The sequence below is a fragment of the Streptomyces luteoverticillatus genome (assembly GCF_003970715.1).
Lineage (GTDB): Bacteria > Actinomycetota > Actinomycetes > Streptomycetales > Streptomycetaceae > Streptomyces > Streptomyces abikoensis.
In genome coordinates this window covers 5547486-5570172 of the sequence record NZ_CP034587.1, presented here as the reverse complement: position 1 = coordinate 5570172, position 22687 = coordinate 5547486, and the positions used below count along the sequence as shown (strand labels likewise).

Annotated in this window: 16 protein-coding genes; 6 read left to right on the top strand and 10 right to left on the bottom strand. The window is 70.1% G+C overall.

The annotated features are described in order from the left end of the window. Nucleotides 1-62 precede the first annotated feature (62 nt). Nucleotides 63-488 (top strand): NTP pyrophosphohydrolase, encoded by a 426-nt coding sequence (locus EKH77_RS24855; RefSeq protein ID WP_126916523.1) that lies wholly within the window; start codon nucleotides 63-65, stop codon nucleotides 486-488. A 51-nt stretch (nucleotides 489-539) separates the two neighbouring features. Here the strand turns inward: EKH77_RS24855 and EKH77_RS24850 are convergent, their stop codons facing one another. The 9 genes from EKH77_RS24850 to ngcE all read right to left on the bottom strand — a co-directional run bounded on the left by EKH77_RS24850 (nucleotide 540) and on the right by ngcE (nucleotide 12605). Further along, the gene (locus EKH77_RS24850) at nucleotides 540-2066 is read right to left on the bottom strand and encodes an amino acid permease (protein WP_126916522.1); all 1527 of its coding nucleotides are present in this window, start codon (nucleotides 2064-2066) and stop codon (nucleotides 540-542) included. Nucleotides 2067-2267: 201 nt separating this feature from the next. Next, on the bottom strand, nucleotides 2268-4247 hold the full coding sequence (gene dxs / locus EKH77_RS24845) for a 1-deoxy-D-xylulose-5-phosphate synthase (protein WP_126916521.1): 1980 nt from the start codon (nucleotides 4245-4247) through the stop codon (nucleotides 2268-2270). 242 nt (nucleotides 4248-4489) lie between these two features. After that, a complete protein-coding gene (locus EKH77_RS24840) occupies nucleotides 4490-5782 on the bottom strand; it encodes a sugar ABC transporter permease (protein WP_126916520.1) in 1293 nt (430 codons plus the stop codon). Continuing rightward, nucleotides 5779-6570: an ATP-binding cassette domain-containing protein gene (locus tag EKH77_RS24835; protein WP_126916519.1), complete on the bottom strand. Its 792-nt coding sequence runs from the start codon at nucleotides 6568-6570 to the stop codon at nucleotides 5779-5781. Before EKH77_RS24835 ends, EKH77_RS24840 begins: the two co-directional genes overlap by 4 nt. Nucleotides 6571-6574: 4 nt before the next feature. Next, nucleotides 6575-7681 carry a substrate-binding domain-containing protein gene (locus tag EKH77_RS24830; protein ID WP_164737855.1) on the bottom strand — a complete coding sequence of 369 codons (1107 nt, stop codon included), beginning with the start codon at nucleotides 7679-7681 and terminating at the stop codon, nucleotides 6575-6577. A 225-nt stretch (nucleotides 7682-7906) separates the two neighbouring features. Further along, nucleotides 7907-9106 carry an ROK family transcriptional regulator gene (locus tag EKH77_RS24825; protein ID WP_126918269.1) on the bottom strand — a complete coding sequence of 400 codons (1200 nt, stop codon included), beginning with the start codon at nucleotides 9104-9106 and terminating at the stop codon, nucleotides 7907-7909. Between the two features lie 215 nt (nucleotides 9107-9321). Further along, a complete protein-coding gene (locus EKH77_RS24820; RefSeq protein ID WP_126916518.1) occupies nucleotides 9322-10248 on the bottom strand; it encodes a carbohydrate ABC transporter permease in 927 nt (308 codons plus the stop codon). Beyond that, on the bottom strand, nucleotides 10248-11165 hold the full coding sequence (locus EKH77_RS24815; RefSeq protein ID WP_126916517.1) for a carbohydrate ABC transporter permease: 918 nt from the start codon (nucleotides 11163-11165) through the stop codon (nucleotides 10248-10250). The genes EKH77_RS24820 and EKH77_RS24815 overlap by 1 nt, the downstream gene beginning before the upstream one ends. Before the next feature lie 9 nt (nucleotides 11166-11174). Beyond that, entirely contained in the window at nucleotides 11175-12605 is a 1431-nt protein-coding gene (ngcE, locus tag EKH77_RS24810; protein WP_206279917.1) for an N-acetylglucosamine/diacetylchitobiose ABC transporter substrate-binding protein, read from the bottom strand. A gap of 451 nt (nucleotides 12606-13056) precedes the next feature. Here ngcE and EKH77_RS24800 point away from each other — a divergent pair, with 451 nt between their 5' ends. From EKH77_RS24800 to EKH77_RS24780, 5 genes are all read left to right on the top strand, one after another. Then, nucleotides 13057-16938: a GH92 family glycosyl hydrolase gene (locus tag EKH77_RS24800; RefSeq protein WP_126916515.1), complete on the top strand. Its 3882-nt coding sequence runs from the start codon at nucleotides 13057-13059 to the stop codon at nucleotides 16936-16938. Between the two features lie 149 nt (nucleotides 16939-17087). Then, on the top strand, nucleotides 17088-17954 hold the full coding sequence (locus EKH77_RS24795; protein ID WP_126916514.1) for an FG-GAP repeat domain-containing protein: 867 nt from the start codon (nucleotides 17088-17090) through the stop codon (nucleotides 17952-17954). A 184-nt stretch (nucleotides 17955-18138) separates the two neighbouring features. Continuing rightward, nucleotides 18139-19107: an FG-GAP repeat domain-containing protein gene (locus EKH77_RS24790; protein WP_126916513.1), complete on the top strand. Its 969-nt coding sequence runs from the start codon at nucleotides 18139-18141 to the stop codon at nucleotides 19105-19107. Nucleotides 19108-19268: 161 nt separating this feature from the next. Continuing rightward, nucleotides 19269-20156, top strand: coding sequence for an FG-GAP-like repeat-containing protein (locus EKH77_RS24785; RefSeq protein WP_126916512.1), 888 nt, complete (start codon nucleotides 19269-19271; stop codon nucleotides 20154-20156). A 138-nt stretch (nucleotides 20157-20294) separates the two neighbouring features. Then, the gene (locus EKH77_RS24780; protein WP_126916511.1) at nucleotides 20295-21239 is read left to right on the top strand and encodes an FG-GAP repeat domain-containing protein; all 945 of its coding nucleotides are present in this window, start codon (nucleotides 20295-20297) and stop codon (nucleotides 21237-21239) included. Between the two features lie 108 nt (nucleotides 21240-21347). Here EKH77_RS24780 and EKH77_RS24775 read toward each other — a convergent pair whose 3' ends face one another. Further along, nucleotides 21348-22673, bottom strand: a complete 1326-nt coding sequence (locus EKH77_RS24775) for a hypothetical protein (protein ID WP_206279916.1) — start codon at nucleotides 22671-22673, stop codon at nucleotides 21348-21350. Between the last annotated feature and the right edge of the window lie 14 nt (nucleotides 22674-22687).

Below are 22687 nucleotides of genomic sequence, written 5' to 3'. Positions count from 1 at the left end.
TTGTCGATCCTCGACATTAACACTGCGGATTCCGCCCGCTGACGGCGTGCGAAGCTGTCGCCATGACCGCACGGGCCCCGGAAAACCCCGAAACCCCTGATTCCGCTCTTCTTGTCGTGGACGCCGCCAACGTCGTCGGTTCGGTGCCGGACGGCTGGTGGCGCGACCGGCGCGGGGCCGCCGAGCGGCTGCGGGACCTGCTGGCGGAATACGCGCGGGAGGGACTGCCGGAAGGGGCGGTGGAGCCTCCCCCCATGGGGGCGCCGGAGATCGTGCTGGTGGTGGAGGGCGCCGCGCGCGGCACCGCCCCGGTGCCCGGGGTGGACGTCGAGGCGGCCGACGGCAGCGGGGACGACCGGATCGTGGAGCTGGTCGCCGCGCGGGCGCCCGGGCGGCGCTGTGTGGTCGTCACGGCGGACCGGGAACTGCGCGAGCGGGTGCGGGCGCTGGGCGCCGAGGTGGTGGGGCCGCGGGCGGTGCGCCCGTAGTCCGCGGCCCCCGGGTCCGGCGACGGGCCCCGGTCTTGGTCCTGGTCCTGGTCAGACCGTGGGCGGCCCGCTCCGCTGCGCCTGACTCACCCGGCTCATCCTCCTCCCGTAGACGAAGTAGACGACGACGCCGATGACCATCCACACGGCGAACCGCACCCACGTCTCCGCCGGCAGATTGAGCATCAGCCACAGCGACGCGAGCACCGACAGCACGGGGACGTAGGGCACGAACGGGGTACGGAAGGCGCGCGGCAGGTCGGGCCGGGTGCGGCGCAGGACGACGACGCCCAGCGCGACGACGACGAAGGCGAACAGCGTGCCGATGTTGACGAGTTCGGCGAGGACATCGATCGAGGTGAAGCCCGCGACGACCGCGACAACGACGCCCAGGAGGATCGTGGAGCGGTAAGGCGTGCCGAAGCGTGGGTGGACGGTCGAGAAGAAGCGGGGCAGGAGCCCGTCGCGGCTCATGGCGAAGAACACCCGGCTCTGCCCGAGGAGCAGGATCATGCAGACGGAGGTGAGGCCGACGGCCGCGCCGAAGCTGATCAGCCCGGCCCAGAAGGGGTGCCCGGCGTCCTTGAAGGCGTCGGCGAGCGGCGCCTTCGTGGACAGCTTGTCGTACTTCTGCATGCCGGTGACGACGATGGACACGGCCACGTAGAGCACGGTGCAGATGGCGAGGGAGCCGAGGATGCCGCGTGGCAGGTCGCGCTGGGGGTTGCGGGTCTCCTCGGCGGCGGTGGCCACGATGTCGAAGCCGATGAAGGCGAAGAACACCACGGCGGCGGCCGAGAAGATCCCCATGACGCCGAAGTTGGACGGGGTGAAGCCGAACATCAGCTGGACGAGCGGGGCGGCGAGCCCGTTGCCGCCCTCGGTGCCCTTCGACGGCGGGACGAAGGGCTGGTAGTTGGAGCCGCTGATGAAGAAGGAGCCCACGATGATGACGATGAGGACCACGGTCACCTTCACGCCGACCACGATCGCCGTCACCCGCGAGGACAGCTTCATCCCGGCGACCAGAATGGCCGTCAGCACCAGGACGAGGACGGCGGCGAGGAGGTCGAAGCCGAAGGTGCCGCCATGGGCGCCGGTCAGCGGCCCCGGCAGGTGCCAGCCGGCGTTGGCCAGCAGCGACTGGATGTAGCCGGACCAGCCGACGGCCACCACGGCGCAGCCCAGCGCCAGCTCCAGGATCAGGTCCCAGCCGATGATCCACGCGGGGAGCTCGCCGAGCGTGGCGTACGAGAAGGTGTACGCGGACCCGGCCACCGGCACGGTGGAGGCGAACTCGGCGTAGCACAGCGCCGCGAGCCCGCAGACGATGCCGGCGAGGACGAAGGCGAGGGCCACGGCGGGCCCGGCGTTCTCCTTGGCGACCTTTCCGGTGAGGACGAAGATGCCGGTGCCGATGACGACGCCGACGCCGAACACCGTGAGGTCGAGGGCGGACAGGTCCCTCCGGAGGCTGTGTTCCGGCTCCTCCGTGTCCTGGATGGACTGCTCCACCGTCTTGGTCCGGAACATGCCGCTTCTGCCGCGGTCGCTCCGGACGGGCCGCTCTGCGCTCATCGGCTCACCTCCACCTGCTCGGCGTCGCTCGCCCTGCCCGAACTGGGCGAGTGTCCGCGATGATCGGGGTGTGACACGGGCGGCCACAGCCACCCACCCCCAGGATTCACCCGATGGAGGGCAGGCGCATCCATGCGGAAGGGCCGACCGGACCACCCGTGAGGGTGGTGCGGCCGGCCCTTCGGCTCGGTGCGGGTCCCGTCAGTCGCGGACGGCCTCGGCGGTCTCGGTGGCGTCGGCGGCCTCGGTGGCCTTCACCGTCTCCGCGGCCTCGAGGGTCTCGTCGGCACCTTCGAGGCGGCCGTCGAGCTTGGCGACGAGGCCGGTGACCTGGCGGGCGATGTCGGGCGCGGTGAGCCCGATCTCCGCCATGACCTCCTTGCGGGAGGCGTGGTCGAGGAAGCGCGGCGGGATGCCGAAGTCGCGCAGCGGCAGGTCCACGCCGGCGTCGCGCAGCGCCTGCGCGACCGCCGAGCCGACGCCGCCGACGCGGCCGTTGTCCTCGACGGTGACGACGACGCGGTGCTCGGCGGCCAGGCCGGGCAGGGCCTCGTCGACGGGCTTGACCCAGCGCGGGTCGACGACGGTGGTGGAGATGCCCTGCTTGTCGAGGAGGTCGGCGATCTCCAGGCACATCGGGGCGAGCGCGCCGACGGAGACGAGGAGGACGTCCGGCTTCTCGGTGGCGTCGGCGGGGCGGCGCAGCACGTCCATGCCGCCGATGCGGCAGACGGCCTCGACGGCCGGGCCGACGGTGCCCTTGGAGTAGCGGACGACGGTGGGGGCGTCCTTGACCTCGACGGCCTCGCGCAGCTGGGCGCGGACCTGGTCGGCGTCGCGCGGGGCGGCGATCCGCAGGCCGGGGACGACCTGGAGGATGGACATGTCCCACATGCCGTTGTGGGAGGCGCCGTCGTCGCCGGTGACGCCGGCCCGGTCCAGGACGAACGTCACGCCGCACTTATGGAGGGCGACGTCCATCAGGACCTGGTCGAAGGCGCGGTTGAGGAAGGTGGCGTAGACGGCGAAGACCGGGTGGAGGCCGCCGGTGGCCAGGCCCGCCGCGGAGGTGGCGGCGTGCTGCTCGGCGATGCCGACGTCGTAGACGCGCTCGGGGAAGGCCTTGGCGAACTTGCCGAGGCCGACGGGCTGCATCATCGCGGCGGTGATGGCCACGATGTCCTCCCGCTCCCGGCCGAGCTCGACCATCTCGTCGGCGAAGACGGAGGTCCAGCTGGCGCCGCCGGAGGAGACGGGCAGGCCGGTGTCGGGGTGGATGGCGCCGATGCCGTGGAAGCGGTCCGCCTCGTTCTGCTCGGCGTGCTTGTAGCCGCGGCCCTTCTGGGTGAGGCAGTGCACGAGGACGGGGCCGCCGAAGCGCTTGGCGCGCTGCAGGGCGGACTCCAGGGCCTCGATGTCGTGGCCGTCGATCGGGCCGACGTACTTCAGGCCGAGGTCCTCGAACATGCCCTGCGGGGCGATGAAGTCCTTCAGGCCCTTCTTGGCGCCGTGCAGCGTCTCGTAGAGGGGCTTGCCGACGACGGGGGTGCGCTCCAGCAGGTCCTTGCCGCGGGCGAGGAAGCGCTCGTAGCCGTCGGTGGTGCGCAGGGTGGCCAGGTGGTTGGCGAGGCCGCCGATGGTGGGCTCGTAGGAGCGCTCGTTGTCGTTGACGACGATGACGAGCGGGCGGTCCTTGGCGACGGCGATGTTGTTCAGCGCCTCCCAGGCCATGCCGCCGGTGAGGGCGCCGTCACCGATGACGGCGACGACGTGGTCCTTCCTGCCCAGGACCTGGTTGGCCTTGGCGAGGCCGTCGGCCCAGCCGAGGACCGTCGAGGCGTGGCTGTTCTCGATCACGTCGTGCTCGGACTCGGCGCGCGAGGGGTAGCCGGACAGGCCGTCCTTGGCGCGGAGCCGCGAGAAGTCCTGGCGGCCGGTGAGCAGCTTGTGGACGTAGGCCTGGTGGCCGGTGTCGAAGAGGATCTTGTCCTTGGGCGAGTCGAAGACCCGGTGCATGGCGATGGTCAGCTCGACGACGCCGAGGTTGGGCCCGAGGTGCCCGCCGGTCTTGGAGACGGCGTCGACGAGGAAGGTGCGGATCTCCGCGGCCAGCCGGTCGAGCTGCTCCGGGGTGAGCCGGTCCAGATCGCGCGGTTCCCTGATGCGGGTCAGCAGCGCCACCCGTGCCTCCTTGTTCGAGCTGTCGAGCCTTGTCGAGCTCGCCGGTCCGTCGAGTCTAATGTTCCGCCTGTGGTCCGCTCGCAACGGTGGTGAACGGGTGATGCGAGCTATCTCACGCGTTCGGCGGAGCGAGATCACACAGCCTATGAAAGGCCGGACGGACGCGCACGGCGAGGGGCCCGGACCGGCCACCCGGTCAGGGCCCCGTTGCCATGGATCCGCCCGCTGTACGGATCCGCCCGCTATACCCGGCCGGCCGTCTTCTGGGTCCGGCGGGAGAGGGAGTCGATCACCACGGCGGCCAGCAGCACCGCGCCCGTGATCATGTACTGGACCGCCGAGGCGATGCCCAGCAGGGCCATGCCGGAGGCGATGGACTGGATCACCAGGACGCCCAGCAGGGCCGACCAGGTCGAGCCCCGGCCGCCGAAGAGGCTGGTGCCGCCGATGACGGCCGCCGCGATGGCGTTCATCAGCAGGCTGCCGGCGCCGGAGGACTGGTTGGCGGCGTTGATCTGGGAGGCCAGGAACATGCCGCCGAGCGCCGCCATCGTGCCGGAGAGCGCGAAGACCGAGATCCGTACGGCGGCGACGTTCACACCGGCCCTGCGGGCCGCCTCGACGCTGCCGCCGAGGGCGAAGATCTTGCGCCCGTAGGAGGTGCGGCGCAGCGCGAAGTCCAGCGCGACCACCACCCCGAGGAAGATCACCAGGGCCAGCGGCAGGCCCTTGTACTGGTTGAGGAGCCAGGCCACCGCGTAGGCGGGCACCGCGAGCGCGGCCGTGCGCAGCACGATCTCGCTGAGCGGCCGGCTGGGCACGCCGGCCGCCTCGCGCCTCCTGGCATCGCGCCAGGAGGCCAGGAAGAACACCGCCACGCCGAGCGTGGCCAGCCCGTAGGCGGCGGAGATGTCGGTGAAGTAGTGATTGGTCAGCGCGGCGACCAGCCCGGAGTCGTCGAGGTTGATGGTGCCGTTGGAGCCGAGCACCTGGAGCATCAGACCGTTCCAGCCGAGCAGGCCGGCCAGGGTGACGACGAAGGCGGGTACGCCGATCCGGGCGAAGAAGAAGCCGTGGAGCACCCCGGCGAGGGCCCCGGTGACCAGGGCGATCAGCAGGGCGAGCCACTCGGGAACGCCGTGGTGGACGCTGAGCACCGCGAGGACGGCGGCGGCCAGGCCGCTGACCGAGCCCACCGACAGATCGATCTCGCCGAGGATCAGCACGAAGACGACGCCGACCGCGATCAGGCCGGTGCCCGCCGCGGTGACGAACAGGTTGGAGAGGTTCTCGGCGCCCAGAAAGGCCGAATCCCGCAGCTGGAAGACCAGGCCGATGACGATCAGGCCGACCACCACGGGCAGCGAGCCCAGCTCGCCGCTGCGCAGCTTCCGGCGGAATTCGCTCCAGTAACCGGCGAAGCCCTCCTCGCGGACCAGCAGCCGGGGGTCGACGGGCGGGGCCGCGGCCTCGGCGGGCGGCGGGGTGTCCGCCGGCCCTTCCTTCGGTTCTTCCTTCGACAGGTCGGCGGTCACGGCGTGCCCTCCCCGGTCGTACGGGCCCTGCGGCGGGTGACAGCGTTGTCGGTCGCGCCGGTGATGGCCGAGATGATCTCTTCCTGGGAGGTCGTGCGCACCTCGAAGGTGCCGTTGTTGCGGCCGAGGCGCAGCACCGCGACCCGGTCGGCGACGGCCTTCACGTCCGCCATGTTGTGGCTGATGAGAATCACGCCGAGGCCGCGCTCGCGCAGCCGCTCGACCAGGTCGAGGACCTGGGCGGTCTGCTCCACGCCGAGGGCGGCGGTGGGCTCGTCGAGGATGACGACCTTGGGCTCGCCCAGCAGTGAGCGGGCGATGGCGACGGTCTGCCGCTGCCCGCCCGAGAGCGAGGCGACGGGGATCCGGACGCTGGGGATGCGGATGGACAGGGTGGCGAGGAGTTCCCGGGAGCGGCGTTCCATCTCGACCTCGTCCAGCAGCCCGGCGCGGGCGATCTCCCGGCCGAGGAAGAGGTTGCCGACGACGTCGAGGTTGTCGCAGAGGGCGAGGTCCTGGTAGACGGTCGCGATGCCCAGTTCCTGGGCGGTGTGCGGCCGGTCCACGGTGACGGGCCGGCCCTCCCACTCGATGACGCCGTCATCGGCCGGGCCGACGCCCGCGATGGTCTTGACCAGGGTGGATTTGCCGGCGCCGTTGTCGCCGACGAGGGCGACCACCTCACCGGCGTGGATCTCCAGCTCCACGTCGGTGAGCGCCTGGACGGCCCCGAAGCGCTTGGAGATCCCTCGCAGCGCCAGCACGGGCGGAGCGGACATGTGCGTCATCCCCTCACTTCAGCCCGGCCGCGTCGCACCGCTCGCGGTACTTGGCGGTGCAGATCTCGTCCTTGGTGAAGAAGCCTTCCTGGCCGACGTACTTCGCGATGTCCGCCTTGGTGAGCGCGAACGGCGTGACGATGACGGCGGGGATCTTCTTGGTGGTGCCACTGGTGACGGTGGACTTGGCGATGTCGCCGACGTCCTTGCCCCGGGCGAGGGCGACGGCCAGTTCGGCGGCCGCGTCCGCCTCGGGCTTGTAGGGCTTGTAGACGCTCATGAACTGCTCGTCCGCGAGGATCCGCTGGACGGCCGAGAGCTCGGCGTCCTGGCCGGTGACCGGCGGGAGCTTGTCGAAGCCGGCGCTGCGCAGGGCCGTGATGATGCCGCCGGCCATGCCGTCGTTGGCGGAGTAGACGCCGACGATGTTGTCCTTGCCGAGGGAGGAGATGGCGCCCTTCATGTTCTCGTTGGCGTTCTCCGGCTTCCACTCCTTGGTGTCGTACTCCCTTCCGATCTTGACCTTGCCGTCGAGGACGGCGTGGGCGCCGTCCTTGTACATCTTGGCGTTGGGGTCGGTGATCGCGCCGTTCATCATCACGATCTGGCCCTTGGAGGCGTTGTCGCCGAGTTCCTTGAGCAGGGATTCGCCCTGGATCCTGCCCACGCGCTCGTTGTCGACGGAGGTGTAGGCCTTGACCGGGCCCTCGGCGAGGCGGTCGTAGGCGACGACGGGAATTCCCTTGTCGTTGGCCTTCTTGACCGAGCTCGCTATCGACTTGGCGTCCACCGCGTCGACGATCAGCGCGTCGACCTTCTTAGTGATCATCGTGTCGACCTGCTGCTGCTGGACGGAGGCGTCCTGCTTGGCGTTGTCGTAGAGGATGACGGTGTCGGCGCCCGCGAGTTCCTTGAGCTCCTTCTCGATCAGCGGCCGGTCGAACCGCTCGTAGCGCGCGGTCTGGTTCTCCGGCAGCAGCAGACCGATGGTCAGCGGGCCCTTCTTGTCCTTCTTCGCGGTACCGCCGCCCGCTTCCTTGGCACTGCCGCAGGCCGCCAGCCCGGCGGTCATCGAGACGGCGGCCAAGGCCACGGCCGCGCGACGCAAATGAGCGTTCACTTGCAGTTACCTCCCTGACGAGGCCGCGTCGTTGCGGCCGAGGTGACCGGAAGTCAACTCGGCCGCCAAAGGAGCGTCAAGAAGTAAATTCTTAACGAGATGGCAACGATGCCATTCGTTATCTGTGTGAACTCAAGAGGTGACGCATTGCGGCGTCGGCGTGTCTTTCCGGAGTGCGCGAAAGCGCCCATTGGGGGCGCCCCGCCGCGAAATCCGGGCGGGCCGTCAGGCCGGTATCGCGGAACGCGGCGGGCCGGCCGGGTCCAGCAGGGTCGAGTCGCCCATCTCGCTGAGGACGAGCGCGAGGGCGCCCAGCACCTCGGAGCGGCCGCCCAGCGCCCCCGGCACGACCTCCAGCCGGCGGGCGGCGCTGGGGATCGCGTAGCGCGAGACGGACTCGCGGATGGGCGCGAGCACCAGCTCGCCCGAGTCGGCGAGGTCGCCGCCGAGGACGACCCGGCTGGGGTTGAGGAGGTTGCAGAGGTTGGCCACGCCGCTGCCGATGTACCGGCCGACGTCGGAGATCACCCGGCGGCAGCCCGGGTCGCCCTCGCGGGCGAGCTCCACCACGCGCGGCACGGTCAGATCGGTGCCGTGGGCCGAGTGGAGCAGCGGCAGGATGTAGCGGGCGGCGGTGAAGGTCTCCAGGCAGCCGCGGTTGCCGCAGCGGCAGACCGGGCCGGACTCGTCCAGGGTGATGTGGCCGATCTCGCCGGCGGTGCCGCCCGGGCCCCGGTAGATCTTCCCGTTGATCACCAGGCCCGCGCCCACGCCGCTGGCGACCTTGATGTACGCCAGGTCCGTGGCGCCCCGGCCCGCGCCCCACACCAGTTCGCCGAGGGCGCCGAGGTTGGCGTCGTTGTCGACGTGGACGGGGACGCCGAGGCGGGCGGCGAGGTCGTCGCGGGGGTTGGTGCCGGCCCAGCCGGGCAGGATCGCGGTCGAGCCCAGCACCCCGGACTCCACGTCGATCGGGCCGGGAACGCCCAGGCCCACCCCGATGATCTTGCGCGGGTCGATCCCGGCCTTGGTGATCAGCGTGCGGACCAGGGATTCGGCCCGCCGCAGCCCCTCCTCGGCGGAGGCGTCCACATCGAGCGGCTCGGCGTCCTCGGCCAGCACCTGGTGGGCGAGGTTGCCGACGGCCACCCGCAGGTGGGTATGGCCGAAGTCCACGCCCACGACGATCCCGGCGTCACCGGAGAGGGAGACGCTGCGGGCGCGCCGGCCGCCGGAGGAGGTGGGGGTCACCTCGACCGTCCCGCCGTCCTTCAGCTCCCGGACGATGTTGGAGACGGTGGCGGCCGACAGCCCCGTGGTCCGGGCGATCTCCGCCTGGGTGAGCGAGCCCGCCATGCGCACCGCGCGTACGACCCGCTCCAGGTTGGCCCGGTGCAGCGACGACTGCGACCCCGGAGTCTCCACGCCCATCCACTCCCGCCTCACCGGGCCGGCCCGACCGCCGCCCCGAGGCCGGACTACGGCTCTGGAGCCCGGCCATCCCTACAACATATGAACCCTAAGCTCAGCCGTCGGGCTTCCGTCCCGTCAAGGGTCCGACGCCACAGCGTAAGGGCCGGGCGGCCCGGGAGGCCATTTCCGGCCACCCGCGCTCCGGGGCGGCCGGCTACTCCGGTGCCCTATTTCAGTGCCCCGGCCGTCAGCCCCGCCTGGACCTGCCGCTGGAAGACGATGTACGCGGCCAGCACCGGCAGCATCGCCATGACCAGGCCCGCGAAGAGCCCCGACCAGTCGCCCTTGTACCCCTGGCTGACCGCGAGGGCGACCAGCCCCTGGGGCAGCAGCTTCTTGTCGTCGTCCCCCACGTTGAGCACCGTGGGCAGGAGGTACTGGTTCCACTGGCCGAGGAAATTGAAGATGCCGACGCTGATCAGGCCGGGCTTGGCCATGGGCAGCATCACCTGGAAGAAGGTCCGGGTGTGCGAGGCCCCGTCGATCAGCGCCGCCTCGGCGACGGACGTCGGCAGGGTCCGGAAGAACCCGCTGAGGAAGAAGATGGTGAACGGCAGCGAATAGGCGATGTAGACCAGGATCAGCCCGTGGTAGGTGTCGAGCAGCTGCATGTTCTTCATGACGAAGAACAGCGGCACGAGCGCCAGGATGATCGGGAAGCTCATCCCGCCGACGAAGAGGAAGTAGATGAAGCGGTTGCCGGGGAATTCGAAGCGGGCCAGGACATAGGCGGCCATCGACCCGAGCAGCATGGTGCCGGTGAGCGAACCGGCCACGACGATCACGGAATTGAGGAAGTACTCGCTCATGTGCGCCTGGGACCAGGCCCGGCTCCAGGCGTCGAAGTGCAGCCCGTGCGGCAGCGCCCAGGGCGAGGTGAAGATCTCCTTGTCGGTCTTGAAGGCGCTCATCACCGCCCACAGCAGGGGCAGGGTGACCATCAGGCCCCAGATGAAGAGCACCCCGTGGGAGAAGACGTTGAGGACGCCGCCCTCGCGGCCCATGCTCCCCCGGGGCGTCCCGGGACCAGCGGCCTTCCCGGCGTCCCGGGTCGCGGCGCCGCCGCCCTCGGTGGGTTCCGCCGTCACGGCCATCAGTACTCCAGCCTTTCGCGCCGGCCGAGCTTCAGCACGACGCCCGCGAAGATCATGGTGACGATGAGCAGGGCGACACCGAGCGTCGTGGCATATCCGGCCTGCCCGTCACGGAACGCCTTGGTGTAGAGGTAGAAGGACAGCACTTCGGTGGAGTAGTCCGGTCCGCCCGGCCCCACGGTCATGATCTGTACGACGGCGAACGAGTCGAGCGCCATGATGCCCATGTAGACCCAGCCGGTCTGCGCGGTGTCCCAGAGCAGCGGAAGCGTGACCCGGAAGAAGGTCTGCAGGCGATTGGCGCCGTCGAGCAGGGCTGCCTCGTAGAAGTCCCGGGGAATGGCGCTCATGCCCGCCGAGAACAGCACCACGTAGAAGCCGACGTTGCTCCACACCATCACCGCCGTCACGCACCACAGCGCGAGCCGGGGATCGCCCAGCCATTCCGGCCGTACGGAGTCCAGGCCGACGGCGCTCAGAAAGGAGTTCAGGGCGCCGCTGTTGGGGTTGTAGGCGAACTGGAACAGCAGGGCGACGATGGCGATCGACAGCACCTGGGGGAAGAAGTAGACGACCTTGTAGAGACCCGAGCCGCGCACCCCGGCGACCGCCGCGTTCTTCCTGCGCCGACCACCGACGTTGAGCATGAAGGCGAAGAACAGCCCGAGCCCGAGCGTCACCACCGGGAGCACCAGCAGCAACAGGACGTTGTGCCAGACGGCCTTCCAGAACACGTCGTCGTTCCAGAGCCGTTGGTAGTTCTTGAGCCCCGTCATCCGGAAGTCGGGGCTCAGTCCGGTCCAGTCCGTGAAGGAGTAGTAGATGGCCTGGACGAACGGCGAGATGACGAAGACGCCGTAGAGCGCCAGGGGCAGGATCAGGAATCCCGCGATGAAGCGGTACTTACCGTGCTGCATGGCCGCCGCTCACTTGTGCTTGTACTTCTTGACGGAGTCGTCCTTGGCGGTCTCGTCGGCGAAGCGCTGGATCTTGGTGATCGCCTCGTCGGGCGTCAGCCGGCCGGCCATCATCTCGCCGAGCGCCCCCACGCCGATCTTCTCCTTCTGCAGGGCCACGTACCAGTCGCCGAGGCGCGGGTTGACCACGTTCTTCCCGGCCTTGGTGAGCACCTCCTGGGAGGAGGCGAGGCCCGGCGGGAGGGTCAGGCCCTCGGTGCCGCCGTTGAGGGAGGTGAGCGAGGAGACGGACTTGATGAAGTTCTGGGAGGACTTCCTGCCCAGCATCAGGCGCAGCAGTTCCATGCCGCCCTGTGGGTTCCTGGCGTTCTTCGGCACGATGAAGGGCTCGCCGCCGGAGGCCCACAGGGTGCCGAACGGCAGCTTGTCGTTCTTGTCGAGGCTCGAGGGCGCGCCGACCGACATCTGGAAATCGGCGGGCGTGGTCTTCTTGGACTCGTTCTCGACCCAGGAACCGTTGGGGAGGAAGAGTGCCTTCCCCTCGTTCCACGCCGTCTGCGACTCGATATGGGTCAGGCCCGGGGTGCCCTGGAGGATGTAGCCCTTCTTGTAGAGCTCGTAATAGGCGTCGAAGGCGGCCTTGACGGCCGGGTCCTTCCAGGCGTTGGGCTCCAGGTTGTCGATTCTCCGCAGCACCTCGACACCGCCGATCTTGGCGATGAAGGGGTAGAGGCTGAACGGCAGGTAGTACGGGTACTTGCCCGCGTACGTCCAGCCGGCGATGCCCTTCTTCTTCGCCGCCTCGCAGACCTTGAGCATGTCGTCCCAGGTCTCGGGGTATTGGGCGTCGAGCTTCGCCAGGTTCGTCTTCGAGTACCAGACGCCGTAGACCGTGTAGGCGTAGTAGAGGACCCAGGTCTCGTCGCTGTCGAACTGCCCCATTTCCACGACGCCGGGACGCAGGGTGTCGCGGACCTTCTTCGACGGGTCGTCGTAGGAGGGCGCGTCCAATAGGGCGTTGAGGTCGGTGAGCTGTTTCTTGGCGACGAGGGTGCCCATGTCCATCTGTTTGGCACCGGAGTTGTCGATGAGGTCCGGCGGGGTGCCGCCGTTGAAACGGGGCTGGAGCTGGGTCTGGATCTCCTGGGTGGCGGAGTGCTTGACCTGGGCCTTGGGAAAGGCCTTCCGGTATTCGGCCTCGGCGTCCTTGGCGTACTGCTGGCCGAAGCCGCCGTCGAAGATGACGACGTCCAGGGCGGCGCCCTCATTGACCGCGAGCGGGTTCTTGGTGCTCTTCTCGCCCTTGTCGACCTGGTTTCCGCCGCCGCTGTCGCCGCTGGCGCAGGCGCTCAGCACGCTCATCGTGGGCACCGCGATCAGGCCTATCGCCGCGGCTCGTTTGATCAGGTCGCGCCGGCCGAATTCCGGGGTGGTTCCCATGCTCAAGTCCTCGCCTTCTCCAGGACTCAGGCGGTGCACCGGTCTCCCCTTGCGAATTCGCCACCGCCGAAGGGCCCGACACCGCGGGTCAGTTGAAGCTTGGTGCTGGGTGCGCTCCGGAAGGAATCCCCCACGGCGTGCTCGTGCGCCGCTCTCCCCCGGGTCCGTACGACGGCCACGGCCGCCCGGACTGTTCGACAGGTATAGTCCACTCCTGCTCAACTGGGCAAGATCGAAAGCGGCTTTGACCGTCAGTCTTTCCCGAGTTGAGACCTCTCCGCCCACCCCTCGGAGCCCCCTGGGATCCCGCTGGGGCCCGTCCGGCGACACCAGCCCCGAGACCCTTGACACCACTGGTGTCTCACGCACTACTTAACACTGCGCGTCATGGGTGACAACGTTGTCTGAGTCGTCCGGCCGTCCGTGCCGGGTTCAGCGGAGAGGCAAAGGGATGCGAACGGGAACCGGGTACCGCAGATGGCGTACGCTCGCCCGTCCCACGGCGCTCCTGGTGGCCACCGTACTGGTGACGGGGGCTCAGGTCACGCAGGGCGGACCCGTCGGGGCGTCGCCCGCCCGGGCCGGCGCGGCCGCCCCGGCCGACGAGCGCTTCGCCTCCTCCTTCGAGCCCGGCGACCCCCGGCCCGACTGGACCGACACCGTCGAGACCGGCCGCGACGGCCGCCCGCGCGCCGCCGGTGTCGACGGCGACGACACCAGCGGCATCCCCGGCAATGTCACCGACCGGGTCACCGCCGTCCGCGCCAGCGGCGAGCACGCCGAGGCGGGCGAGGTCAAGGAGAACCTCGTCGACGGCGAGAGCGCCACCAAATGGCTCGCCTTCGCGCGCACGGCCTGGCTGGAATTCGAGCTCGACCGGCCCGTCACCGCCGTGCGCTACGCCCTGACCTCCGCGAACGACGCCCCCGGCCGCGACCCCCGGGACTGGACGCTCAAGGGATCCGACGACGGCAGCACCTGGCAGGTGCTCGACACCCGCCGGGACGAGGCCTTCGAAAAGCGCCTCCACACCCGTGAGTTCTCCTTCACCGGGTCCCGTCCCCACCGCCAGTACCGGCTGGAGATAACCCGCAACAACGGCGAGCCCGTCACCCAGCTCGCCGAGTTCCAGCTGGCGGCGGGCGACACCGGCACCCCGCCGCCCGCCGACATGCGCAGCCACATCGACCGCGGCCCCACCGGCTCCCCCACCGCCAAGGCCCGCGCGGGCTTCACCGGCACCCACGCGCTGCGCTACGGGGGCATGCACCAGGCCACCGGCCACGCCTACTCGTACAACAAGGTCTTCCGGACCCATCTGCGCGTCACCCCGAGGACCCTGCTCTCCTACAAGATCTTCCCCGCCCTCCCCGAGCCGGACGCCCGCTACCCCGCCACCCATGTCGCCGTCGACCTCGCCTTCACCGACGGCACCTACCTCAGCGAGCTCGGCGCGGTCGACCAGCACGGCGCGCGGCTGACCCCGCAGGGCCAGGCCGCCTCCAAGACGCTCTACGTCAACCAGTGGAACAACAAGGAATCGCGCATCGGCGCCGTCGCCTCGGGGAAGACCGTGGAGCGGGTGCTGATCGCGTACGACTCGCCCGTGGGCCCGGCGAAGTTCCGCGGCTGGATCGACGACATCTCCCTCGCCCCGGCCCCCGTGGAACCGCCCGTCGCCCATCCGGCGGACCGGGCCGTCACCACCCGCGGCACCAACTCCAGCTCGAACTTCTCCAGAGGCAACACCTTCCCGGCCACCGCCGTCCCCCACGGCTTCAACTTCTGGACGCCCGTCACCAACGCGGGCGTCACGGACTGGCTCTACCAGTACGCGGCGACCAACAACGCCGACAACCTCCCCACCCTCCAGGCCTTCTCCGCCAGTCACCAGCCCAGCCCCTGGATGGGCGACCGGCAGACCTTCCAGCTCATGCCCTCGGCCTCCCCGGGCGTCCCGCCCGCCTCCCGCGCCGCCCGCGCCCTGCCCTTCCGGCACGAGAACGAGACCGCCCGGCCCCACTACTACGCCGTCACCTTCGAGAACGGCATCAAAGCGGAGATCACCCCCGGCGACCACGCCGCGATGATCCGCTTCACCTTCCCCTCGGAGCGGGCGAGCGTCCTCCTCGACAATGTCAAGGACCGGGGCGGGCTGACCCTCGACCCCGAGCACCGCTCCTTCAGCGCCTACTCGGACGTCCGCAGCGGACTGTCCACCGGCGCCGGGCGCCTCTTCGTCCACGGCGTCTTCGACACGCCCGTCATCGACAGCGGCAAGCTCAAGGGCGACACCGGCAGCGACGCCGTCACCGGCTATCTGCGCTTCGCGCCCGGCACGAGCCGTACGGTCACCCTGCGCGTGGCGACCTCCCTCATCGGCACCGACCAGGCCCGGGCCAACCTCGAGCAGGAGATCCCCGCGAGCACCGGCTTCGACCAGGTCATGACCCGCGCCCGCACCGCCTGGGACACCCTCCTCGGCCGCGTCGAGGTCGAGGGCGCGACCCGCGACCAGCTCACCACCCTCTACTCCAGCCTCTACCGGCTCTACCTCTATCCCAACTCCGGGTTCGAGAACACCGGCACCCTCACCCGGCCCCGCCCGCGCTACGCCAGCCCCTTCTCCCCGCCCGCCGGCGAGAGCACCCCGACCACGACCGGCGCCAAGATCGTCGACGGTGAGGTCTACGTCAACAACGGCTTCTGGGACACCTACCGCACCACCTGGCCCGCGTACTCGCTGCTGACGCCCCGCCAGGCGGGCAGGCTGATCGACGGCTTCGTCCAGCAGTACAAGGACGGTGGCTGGATCTCCCGCTGGTCCTCCCCCGGCTACGCCGACCTGATGACCGGCACCAGCTCCGACGTCGCCTTCGCCGACGCCTACGTCAAGGGCGTCCCCTTCGACGCCGAGGCGGCATACGCGGCCGCGCTGAAGAACGCCACCGTCGCCCCGGACAGCCCCGGCACCGGCCGCAAGGGCATGGAGACCTCCGTCTTCCTCGGCTACACCAGCACGAAGACCCGCGAGGGCCTGTCCTGGGCGCTCGAGGGCTACCTCAACGACTTCGGCCTGGGCCGGATGGCCGGCGCGCTGTACGAGAAGACCCGCAAGGAGCGCTACCGCGAGGAGTCCGCGTACTTCCTCAACCGCGCCCGGAACTACGTCAGGCTCTTCGACGACCGCGTCGGCTTCTTCCAGGGCCGCGACGCGAACGGCGCCTGGCGGCTGCCCCCCGCCTCCTACGACCCGCGCGTCTGGGGCAACGACTACACCGAGACCAACGGCTGGAACTTCGCCTTCACCGCCCCCCAGGACACCCGCGGCCTGGCCAACCTCCACGGCGGCCGCTCCGGCCTCGCCGCGAAGCTCGACACCTACTTCGCCACCCCCGAGACGGGCGCCCCCGAGTTCGCCGGCTCGTACGGCGGCGTCATCCACGAGATGACCGAGGCCCGGGACGTCCGCATGGGCATGTACGGCCACAGCAACCAGCCCGCGCACCACATCGCCTACATGTACGACGCGGCAGGACAGCCCTGGAAGACCCAGGAGAAGGTCCGCGAGATCCTCTCCCGCCTGTACCTCGGCAGCGAGATCGGCCAGGGCTACCCCGGCGACGAGGACAACGGCGAGATGTCCGCCTGGTACGTCTTCAGCGCCCTCGGCTTCTACCCGCTCGTGATGGGCCAGGGAGAGTACGCGATCGGCTCGCCCCTCTTCACCAAGGCCACCGTCCACCTGGAGAGCGGCCGCGACCTGGTGATCCGCGCACCGCGCAATAGCGCGCGCAACATCTACGTCCAGGGCCTGCGCGTCAACGGCCGCGCGTGGCACAGCACCGCACTGCCCCACGCCCTGCCGGCCAGGGGCGGCACCCTGGACTTCGCGATGGGCCCGAGCCCGTCCCGCTGGGCCACGGGCCCCGACGCGGGCCCGACGTCGCTGACGCGCGACGACAAGGTGCCGGCCCCGCTGACCGACGTCACGGCCCACGACGGCTCGGCCCTGACCGACGACACGTCCCGCACATCGGCGACCTTCACCACCGCCACCCTGGACACACCGGGCGCCCCCCGGGTGACGTCCTACACCCTCACCTCGGCCGACCGCGCCAAGGCCCCGACCGGCTGGGTGCTCCGCGGCTCCCCGGACGGCACGACCTGGACCGAGGTAGACCGCCGCACCGCCGAAACCTTCACCTGGGACCGCCAGACCCGCGTCTTCGCCCTCCGCGCTCCGGCGTCGTACCGCCACTGGCGCCTGGAGCCGGCGGACGGCCGGGAGGCCACGCTGGCGGAGGTGGAGCTGCTGGGGGCGGCGGGCTGAGAGCCCCTTCGAGGGGGCACGGCCGGGGCGCGGCCCTTCATGTCCGAAAGACGCCTGGAAATCCCAAGATCTCATAGGATGATCAAGGAGGTCTCGCTACGCCCGTCACGCGGCGCGGCATCCTGATATTCAGCCATGGGGGGCAAGAAATGGGTATTTTCACGGGTCTGGCACGCACCACCGCGATCGCCACCGCCCTGGTCGGCCTGACCGCCGGAACCGCGGCCGCCGACACCGCTCCGAAGTCCGTGGGGCCCTCGGCCGGCGCGCCGCGGTTCCCGCTGTTCGCGACCAAGCGCGCGCAGGACGCCAAGGACGTCCAGGACATCTTCAGGTACCGGTCGAACGACCGGGGTGGTTTCGGGGACCGCGAAGTTTACGGCTTCTTCGGTTCGTCGCCGCGCGTCACGGACACCGCGACCGTCGACCACGGCCACAACGGCGAGATGGACGGCTGGTACCACCAGCAGAACGACGGCCGGCTGGTGTACCAAGGCGTCCGCGGCAGCAAGGTGATCGGCCCCGGCTGGGACGTCTACGACCGCATCCTGTCCCCCGGCGACCTCGGCGGCTCGCTCGAGTCCGACCTCCTCGCCCGCGACAAGTCGGGCGTCCTCTGGCTCTACCTCGCCCGCCCCGATGCCACCCTGGAGAAGCCCTACCGCGTCGGGCCCGGCTGGGACCAGTACACCGACATCGTCGGCAAGGGAAGCCTCAACGGCGACGGCAGGGCCGACATCGTCGCCAAGGACCGCAACGGCGACCTCTGGTACTACAAGGGCACCGGCGAGTCCCACGCCCCTCTCTCCGACCGCGTCAAGATCGGCGGGGGCTGGAACCGGTACGACAAACTCGTGAGCACGGGTGATGTCAACGGCGACGGCAAGGCCGACCTGCTCGCCCGCGACAAGTCCGGCGTCCTGTGGCTCTACAAGGGCAACGACAGCCAGACCGACCCCTTCGAGAAGCGCGTGAGGATCGGCGGCGGCTGGGACCAGTACAACAACCTGTTCTGATCCGGCATCACACCCGCGCCCCGCGGGAGCCGTGGCACCTGGGGCCGCACTCGTGACGAGTGCGGCCCCAGGTGTGATGCGCAACTCCCGATAAGTCAGTTGATATGCGTGAAGCTTGGGTCAAAGATCAAGGTGTCGCGATGCTCCTGGCGTCGCTCCTGAATCACCTTCAAGGGAGAAGTACATGGGCAATCTCTCCGGTCGTAAGCGTGGACGCGCGCTCTCCGGTCTCGTCACCGCGGCGATAGCCACCGCGCTGGTCGGCACCGCTGCCGCGACCGCATCCGCCGACGTTCCGGCAGGCCCCTCTGCCGCCAAGGCGCACCAGCGCGCCGAAAGCGCCCCCAAGCACGCACCGCAGAAGGCCGCCAAGCCGCGTGCCGGCCTGCTGCGGTCCGCCGCCGCCGACGACAAGGGCACGGCCGCGGCTCCCCAGTTCGACCTCTACGCGGCCGACCGTGACGGTCTCGTGTACCTGTACATGGCGAACGGCCACGGCGGCTTCAAGGACGCCTGGTTCCTCGACTCCGGCTGGCAGAACTTCACCGAGGCCACCCAGGTCGACCACGACCGCAACGGCGAGAGCGACGGCTGGTACGTCCGGCACGCCGACGGTCAGCTGGAGTACACCGGCGAGGCCGGCAACAAGATGATCGGCGGTGGCTGGAACGCCTACGACCGCGTCTTCTCCCCCGGTGACCTCGGCGGCGCCGGCGAGTCCGACCTCCTCGCCCGTGACAAGTCGGGCGTCATGTGGATCTACCTCGCCCGCCCCGACGGCACCCTGACCGACCGCTACCGCGTCGGCCCCGGCTGGGACCAGTACACCGACATCACCGGGCGTGGCGACCTCAACGGCGACGGCAAGGCCGACATCGTCGCCAAGGACCGCAACGGCGACCTCTGGTTCTACAAGGGCACCGGCGACTACAAGGACCCGTTCGAGAGCCGCGTCAAGGTCGGCGGCGGCTGGAACATGTTCGACAAGCTCGTGGGCGTCGGCGACCTCGACCACGACGGCCGCAGCGACATGCTCGCCCGCGACAAGTCCGGCGTGCTGTGGCTCTACAAGGGCAACGGCAACCAGAACGACCCCTTCGAGAACCGCACGAAGATCGGCGGCGGCTGGGACAAGTTCAACCTGATGTTCTGAGCCGGCAGCCCCCTGCGATGCGCAAGGGTATGGCGTGGCACAGGGGCCGCACTCCCAACGGGGGTGCGGCCCTCCGCTTGTGAAGACCCTGTGGAATGATCCGGTGCGTCTCGCGGTCCCCGGCAGGGGCACCGCGTCTTTTCTCACCACAGGAGTACTAGGTGGCCCACACCTTTGGCCGTAAGGGCGCACGTGCCCTCTCGCGCCTCACTGTCGCGGCGATAGCCGCGGCCCTGGTCGGCACCACGGCGGGCACCGCCGCCGCCGACCCGTCCCCCGACTACCGGCCGACCGTCGCGGCGCCGTACTTCCCGCTGCAGGCGACGAAGTCGACCGGCGAGGTCTTCGTGTACGCGCCCGACGGCCGGGGCGGCTTCGGCGACCGGGAGCAGATCTCCCGTGCCGACTCGCGGAACACCACCGCCATGGTGAACGTCGACCACGCCCAGAACGGGTACTACGACAGCGCCTACTTCCGGACGCCCGACGGCACGCTGGTCTACGCGCCACAGGGGAAGGACGAGGCGGACGAGCCCGCTCCCATCCTGATCGGCAGCGGCTGGAACATCTACGACCGCCTCCTCTCCCCCGGCAACGTCGGCGGCAGCAAGGAAGCCGACCTCCTCGCCCGCGACAAGTCCGGCGTGCTGTGGCTCTACCAGGCCCGCCCGGACGGCACCCTCGCCGACCGCTACCGCGTCGGCGGCGGCTGGGACATCTTCACCGACATCGTCGGCAAGGGTGACCTGAACGGCGACGGCAAGGCCGACATGCTCGCCAAGGACAAGAACGGCGACCTCTGGTTCTACAAGGGCACTGGCAACACCGCCGACCCCTTCGCCAGCCGGGTCAAGGTCGGCGGCGGCTGGAACATCTTCGACAAGCTCGTCGCCACCGGTGACGTGAACCTGGACGGCCGCAGCGACCTGCTCGCCCGCGACAAGTCCGGCGTCCTCTGGCTCTACAAGGGCAACGGCAAGCAGACCGACCCCTTCGAGAGCCGCGTGCGCATCGGCGGCGGCTGGGGCCAGTACAACAACCTGTTCTGATCCCTCTCCGACGTGACCCTGGGCCGCACCTGACGAACCGTAGGGTGCGGCCCTTGTCAGAGCCGTATGGCAGGATCCCGACGTATCGCGGCACCCCGAATCCGTGGATGTCGCGTCATTCTCGAACAGGAGAGCCATATGGCCCACATTTCCGGGCACAAGCGCAGACGCACCCTGTCGCGTCTCGCCACCGCGGCGATAGCCGCGGCCCTGATCGGCACCACGGCGGGCACCGCCGCCGCCGACGCCCCGGCTCTGTCCGCTCAGGACCTGCAGAAGGCCGCCCAGTCCGTCGCCCCGGTGACGGCGGGCAAGGCGCCCGTCTCGGAGTCGCCGGCCGACGCCCCCCGATTCCCGCTGATGGCGGTCAACGGTACGACCCTGTACCGCTACTTCCCCGACGGCCACGGCGGGTTCACCGACCGGAAGGCCGTCAACACCGACTGGCGCGGTATCACCTCCACCGTCCAGGTCGACCTGAACCAGGACGGTCTCGCGGAGTCCCACTACCTCCGGACGATCGACGGGTCGCTGTTCTACGTCCACGGCGGCAGCAAGGACGTCCCGGCGACCCACCAGCGCATCGGCGGCGGCTGGAACATCTACAACCGCATCACCTCCCCGGGCAACCTCGGCGGCAGCGGCGAGGCCGACCTCATCGCCAGGGACCAGTCCGGTGTGCTGTGGCTGTACCTGGCCCGTCCCGACGGCACCCTCGGCGACCGCATCCGCGTCGGCGCCGGCTGGGACCAGTTCACGGACATCGTCGGCCGCGGCGACCTCAACGGTGACGGCAAGGCCGACATCGTCGCCAAGGACCGCAACGGCGTGCTGTGGTTCTACAAGGGCACCGGGGACTCCAACGACCCCTTCGCCAGCCGGGTCAAGGTCGGCAGTGGCTGGGACGCGTACGACATGCTGGTGTCCAGCGGCGACGTGGACCTCGACAACCGCAGCGACCTGCTCGCGCGCGACAAGTCCGGTGTGCTGTGGCTCTACAAGGGCAACGGCAACCAGAACGACCCGTTCGCGAACCGCGTGCGCATCGGCGGCGGCTGGGGCCAGTACGACACGATGTTCTGAGCCGTTCGGCTCACCGCCTGCGTGAGGCCGTCGCGTCCTGCCTCACCACCTGCCTCACGCAGGCCCGCCTCACTCAGGCTCACCCTCAGCCCTCAGGCCCCTCCGCCCTCAAGCCCGCCCGCCGGCCGTGCCGCGCCCCGGCCGCCGCCACGCCAGCCGGACCAGCGCCCGTACCGGCCGTCCCACCACCAGCGCCAGCCCCGCCAGGGGCAGCACGAGCAGCACGGCCTGCAGGCACGCGGCCACCATGGCCAGCACCTGGTCGACGGAGGAACCGAGCGCGCCGGACGCACCGGACGCCCCCGCGTGCGCCATCAGCGACGTGATCGTCCGCCAGTCCGCCGCGAGCAGCTCCGGCAGGTTCATCAGCACCAGGCCCAGTTGCAGGGACAGCACCGGCACCAGGAAGAGCACCCATACCGCGACGACGACCTGCGGCCAGCGCTTCAGGGCGCGCAGCCGGTCGTCCTGCGGGCGGCGGAGAAACACCCGGCGCAGGATGGGGGCGATGTACTTGAACAGGTCGGGGATGCCGATGAGGTCGGCGACGATGTAGTAGCCGTCGAAGCGCAGCGTGGGCAGCAGTTGCTGGACCATCTCCAGGTGGACGGAGAGGATCGCGACGAGCAGCGGCTGGAAGCCGGTCGCCGCGTACAGCGCGCCCAGGCCCAGGACGAAGACGGCGTTGAAGTAGACGCCGCCGAGGTCGGCGCGGATGCGGCCCGCGCGGCCCAGCCGGTAGGAGTTGGTGATGTCCGTGTAGAAGGCGGGCCACACCAGGTAGATGCCGCAGCCCATCGCGCCGGGCCGGACGCCGCCGTAGCGGCAGGCCGCGCCGTGGCCCAGCTCGTGGAACGCGCACGAGGCGATCGCCAGGAGGACGACGAGCAGGACGGCGGCCGGTGAGGTGAGGACGTCCCGCAGCGCGGCGCCCGTGTCCTGGGTCGTCCACAGCCATGCCTCGCCCGCGACGAACGCGGCGAGCCCGAGGGCGACCACCGCCGGGCGGAACAGCCAGGCGAAGAGGCCCGACAGGAACCAGGTGACGTGTTCTGGCAGCACGGCCAGCCGGAAGCGGAAGGCGAGGAACGGGTCGTTCTTCGTGGTCGGGGGTGGCGGGGAGCCGTCGCTGTAGGTGGTGATGCCGAGCGGGGCGAGCTTCTTGTCGATGAGGAAGACGATGTGTTCCTCGGTGAAGCACCGGCCCGTCTCCTCCGAGAGGTCGGCGGCGATCCGGGCCATGGCGGGCTCGGGGCCGGGAGGCAGGGGCCCGGCCAGGGCGCGCACCACCCGGTAGAGCAGGGGCGGGAGCCGGACGATCTGGCCGTCGGGGCGGCAGACCAGTTGCGGTGGCTCCCGGTAGCCGGATCCCTCGAACTCGCCGACGAGTTCCATGCCGGCCACCAGGGTGGGTGGGGCGCAGGGCGCTGACATGGTCGTCCTCCGGA